The organism is Pseudoxanthomonas jiangsuensis (assembly GCF_010093185.1).
Lineage (GTDB): Bacteria > Pseudomonadota > Gammaproteobacteria > Xanthomonadales > Xanthomonadaceae > Pseudoxanthomonas > Pseudoxanthomonas jiangsuensis.
In genome coordinates, this window is sequence record NZ_PDWL01000050.1 from 1 (window position 1) to 4,573 (window position 4,573).

The 4,573-nt window shown below is 72.2% G+C and carries 4 protein-coding genes; all 4 read left to right on the plus strand.

The features are described from left to right. Nucleotides 1-123: 123 nt before the first annotated feature. The 4 genes from CSC62_RS17015 to hemF are packed head-to-tail and all read left to right on the plus strand — an operon-like array spanning nucleotide 124 to nucleotide 4,414. Nucleotides 124-2,415: a S9 family peptidase gene (locus CSC62_RS17015; protein ID WP_425502050.1), complete on the plus strand. Its 2,292-nt coding sequence runs from the start codon at nucleotides 124-126 to the stop codon at nucleotides 2,413-2,415. Then, entirely contained in the window at nucleotides 2,412-2,849 is a 438-nt protein-coding gene (locus CSC62_RS17020; protein ID WP_162407872.1) for an NUDIX hydrolase, read from the plus strand. The genes CSC62_RS17015 and CSC62_RS17020 overlap by 4 nt, the downstream gene beginning before the upstream one ends. 25 nt (nucleotides 2,850-2,874) lie before the next feature. Beyond that, on the plus strand, nucleotides 2,875-3,438 hold the full coding sequence (locus tag CSC62_RS17025) for a hypothetical protein (RefSeq protein ID WP_162407873.1): 564 nt from the start codon (nucleotides 2,875-2,877) through the stop codon (nucleotides 3,436-3,438). Nucleotides 3,439-3,481: 43 nt separating this feature from the next. After that, nucleotides 3,482-4,414, plus strand: coding sequence for an oxygen-dependent coproporphyrinogen oxidase (gene hemF / locus CSC62_RS17030; RefSeq protein ID WP_162407874.1), 933 nt, complete (start codon nucleotides 3,482-3,484; stop codon nucleotides 4,412-4,414). The last annotated feature ends 159 nt before the right edge of the window (nucleotides 4,415-4,573 follow it).

Here is a 4,573-nt window from a genome sequence, read left to right on the forward strand (position 1 = left end):
TTCATATTCTGCTACCCCGTCTTCTTGTCCGTCGCTGCGCATCGAAGCTTGGTCAGTGTTTGTGTTTCTACATTCCAGACCCACACCGCTCTCCCCCCCCTCTCTGTTCGGCGGCAGCGTCAGGTGTGTGAAAGGGACGGGGCGATGGCCGACCCGGACTGGATCGGCCCGCCGGTCGAGCGCGCCTGGTGGAGCTGGGACGGCCGCGAGGCGCAGCTGCAGCTCAAGCGCGAAGGCAGCAGCATCCGCGACACCTGGCGCCAACCGGTGGCCGGCGGCGCCCTGCACAAGGTCGCCGACGCCGAGCGCGCCGGCCTGGACGCGCCCGATCCGGTCTACGACGCCGCGCGCCGGCGGATGGTCTTCGTCCGCAACGGCGACGTGTTCCTGCGCGAGCTGGGCAGCGGCGCCCTGGTCCAGCTCACCCGCACCGGCGCGGCCGAATCGCAGCCGCGCTTCGCCGCCGACGGCGGGGTGACCTGGCGCGCCGGCCACGACTGGTTCCTGTGGCATGCCGACGGCGGCACGGTCCAGGTCGCCTCGCTCAAGGCCGAGAAGGATCCGAACGCCCGGCCGAAGGACGACTCCCTGCGCGGGCAGCAGCTGCGCACCCTGTCCACCCTGCGCCGCGACCGCGAGCTGCGCGAGGCGCAGCGCGCGCAGGAGGAAAGCTGGCGCCGCGCCGATCCGACCCGCGCGCCGGCGCCGGCGTTCCTCGGCGACGAGGTCGAGATCGTCGACAGCAGCCTCTCGCCCGACGCCCGCCACCTGCTGGTGGTGACGAAGAAGAAGGGCTACGAGGAAGGCCGCGAAGGCAGGATGCCGACCTACGTCACCGAGTCCGGCTACGAGGAGTTCGAGGACGTGCGCACCCGCGTCGGCCGCCAGGATCCGGCCCCGCACACGCTGTGGCTGGTCGACGCCGACGACGGCCGGGTGCGCGAGCTGAAGACCGACGCCCTGCCCGGGATCGCGACCGATCCACTCGCGGCCCTGCGCAAGGCCGCCGGCAAGGAGCCGCTCAAGGGCCTGCGCCCGATCCAGGCCGGCGGCGAATCCGGCCCGGCGGTCCGCTGGAGCGACGACGGCCGCCTCGGCGCGGTGATGCTGCGCGCGGTTGACAACAAGGACCGCTGGATCGCCGGCGTCGACCTGGAGGCGGCGAGGCTGCAGCCGCGCCACCGCCTCACCGATCCGGCCTGGATCAACTGGAACTTCAACGACTTCGGCTGGCTGCCGGACAACCGCACGCTGTGGTTCCTGTCCGAGGAATCGGGGTATTCGCACCTGTACACCCAGGCCGGCGCGGAGAAGCCGCGGCAGCGCACCTCGGGCCAGTGGGAGGCCTCCTCGCCGGTGGTCGCCGCCGACGGCGGCGGCTTCCTGTTCCTGTGCAACCGCGCCTGGCCGGGCGACTACGAGGTCTGCGCCCTGGACCTGGCCAGCGGCCAGGTGCGGGAGCTCACCGCGCTCGACGGCGTGGAGGACTTCAGCCTCTCGCCCGACGGCCGCCAGCTGCTGCTGCGCTATTCGGACAGCTGGCTGCCGCCGCAGCTGGCGGTGGCGCCGGCCGCCGGCGGCCCGGCGCGGGTGCTGACCGATACCCGCGCCGCGGCGTTCAAGGCCCGCGACTGGATCGCGCCCGAATACGTGCAGGTACCGTCGAAGCACGGCGCCGGCACCATCTGGGGCAAGTTCTACGGCCCAAAGGACTACCAGCCGGGCCGCAGATACCCGGTGGTGATGTTCGTGCACGGCGCCGGCTACCTGCAGAACGTGTCCGAGCGCTGGCCCAACTACTTCCGCGAGCAGATGTTCCACCAGCTGCTGGTCGAGCGCGGCTACCTCGTGCTCGACCTGGACTACCGCGCCAGCGAGGGCTACGGCCGCGCCTGGCGGACCGCGATCTACCGGCAGATGGGCCACCCCGAGCTGGAGGACTACCTCGACGGCCTGGACTGGCTGGTCGCGCAGCGCCAGGGCGATCGCGACCGCGCCGGCATCTACGGCGGCAGCTACGGCGGCTTCATGACCTTCATGGCCCTGTTCCGCGCGCCGGGCACGTTCAAGGCCGGCGCCGCCCTGCGCCCGGTGGTGGACTGGACCCAGTACAACCACGAGTACACGTCCAACATCCTCAACACCCCGGAGCTGGACCCGGAGGCCTACCTGCGCTCCTCGCCGATCGAGTTCGCCGACGGCCTGCAGGACCACCTGCTGATCGCCCACGGCATGATCGACGACAACGTGTTCTTCCGCGATTCGGTGGTGCTGACCCAGAAGCTGATCGAGCTGCGCAAGGACGACTGGGAGATCGCGCCCTACCCGCTGGAACGGCACGGCTTCACCCGCGCCGACTCCTGGCTGGACGAGTACAAGCGCATCCTGCGGCTGTTCGAGCGCACCCTGAAGTGAGCCCGGAGCCGATCCGCACCGTCGCCGCGGTGATCCGCGACGACGCCGGCCGGGTGTTGCTGGTGCGCAAGCAGGGCTCGGCGGTGTTCATCCAGCCCGGCGGCAAGCGCGAGCCGGGCGAGGACAGCCTGGCGACCCTGGCGCGCGAGCTGGAGGAGGAACTGGGCGTGCGCCTGCGCCCGGGCAGCGCGGTGGCGCTGGGCGAGTTCGAGGACGCGGCGGTGAACGAGCCCGGGCGCCGGGTCCGGGCCGAGGTGTTCGCGGTCGAGGTCGAGGGCGCCCCGGCGGCGCAGGCCGAGATCGCCGAGCTGGCCTGGATCGCGCCGCGGCCGCCGTTCCCGGTCCTGGTGGCGCCGCTCAGCGCCGGCCACATCCTGCCGCGGCTGCCGGATGCCGACCGTCCCGACGCCGACGCGGCGCGGGCGGCAGAATAGGCCGGACCCACCGCAAGGACCGCCCATGACCGCACCGCCTCCCCTGCCCCGCGCCGGCTTCGTCACCGTGATGGCCAAGCTCTCGCTGGTGGTCGCCGGCCTGGGCGTGGCCTGGTCCCTGCTGCAGGCGCTGGGCGCCCTGCTGCTGCCGGATGGCGCCGTCGCCCGCCTCGCCGCCCAGCCCGAAGTGCCGGCCGGCGTGATCTGGGCATTGGAACACCGGCTGGGCCTGTCCCTGCTGGGGCTGGCGCTGGCCCTGCTGTTCCTGGCCGCGTCCTGGGGCCTGCTCAAGCGCCAGGAATGGGCGCGCTGGACCTTCATCGCCTTCCTGGTCGGCACCGCCGCGCTCAACTTCGCCGGCCTGGCCGCGATCGGCCACGTGTTCGACACGATGCTGGCGATGTTCCCGGCCGACATGCTCGACACCCCCGACGGCCGCGAATTCCTGGCCCAGATGCAGGCCAGCCGGATGCTCTCCTACGGCAGCGGCCTGCTCGGCGCGCTGGCCTTCGCCGGCCTGCACGGCTGGATCGTGTGGAAGCTGTGCACCGCCCCGGCACGCGACGAATTCCGCCGCCCCGGCGCTTGATCGCGATCAAGGGCCCCCCGGGGTCGCCGGCTAGAATGCGGGCATGGACCCGAATTTCGACGCCGTACGCGACTACCTGACCGGCCTGCAGGACCGGATCTGCGCCGCCATCGAGGCCGCCGACGGCCAGGCCCGCTTCGACGAGGACGCCTGGACCCGCACCCCGGAGGACGGCAGCGGCAGCCACGCCGGTGGCGGCCGCACCCGGGTTTTGCGCGAGGGCGCGGTGTTCGAGCAGGCCGGGATCGGCTTCTCCGACGTCTCCGGCCAGCGCCTGCCGCCCTCGGCCAGCGCCGCCCGGCCGGAGCTGGCCGGCGCCTCCTGGCGCGCGACCGGGGTCTCGCTGGTGTTCCACCCGCGCAATCCCTACCTGCCGACCACCCACGCCAACGTCCGCCACTTCCGCGCCGAGCGCGATGGCGAGACGGTGGCCTGGTGGTTCGGCGGCGGCTTCGACCTGACCCCGTTCTACCCGTTCGACGAGGACGTCGAGCACTGGCACCGCACCGCCGCGGACCTGTGCGCGCCCTACGGCCCGGAGCGCTACCGCGCGCACAAGCGCTGGTGCGACGACTACTTCTTCCTCAAGCACCGCAACGAGACCCGCGGCGTGGGCGGGCTGTTCTTCGACGACCTGCACGGCGACTTCGGGCGCGACTTCGGCTACCTGCGCGCGGTCGGCGACGGCTTCCTCGACGCCTACCTGCCGATCGTCGGGCGCCGCAAGGACACGCCCTACGGCGAGCGCGAGCGCGAGTTCCAGCTGTACCGGCGCGGGCGATACGTCGAGTTCAACCTGGTCTACGACCGCGGCACCCTGTTCGGCCTGCAGAGCGGCGGCCGCACCGAGTCGATCCTGATGAGCCTGCCGCCGCGGGTGCGCTGGGAATACGGTTATCAACCTGAATCCGACAGCCCGGAAGCGCGCCTGCGCGACTATCTGGTGCCGCGCGACTGGCTCGGGCTGGGCGAGTAACCAAGACACCTGCCGACACCGCCGCGCCGGCCGGAGGGTCGGCCGGCGGGTTTCGGGGAACTCCCCGGGCGGAAATAAAAAGCCCAGGCGAGCACGGGGGGGGCGGAGGGGGCGCGGGGCATAAAAAAAACTGAAGCGGCCGGCGAACAGACAGGGGTG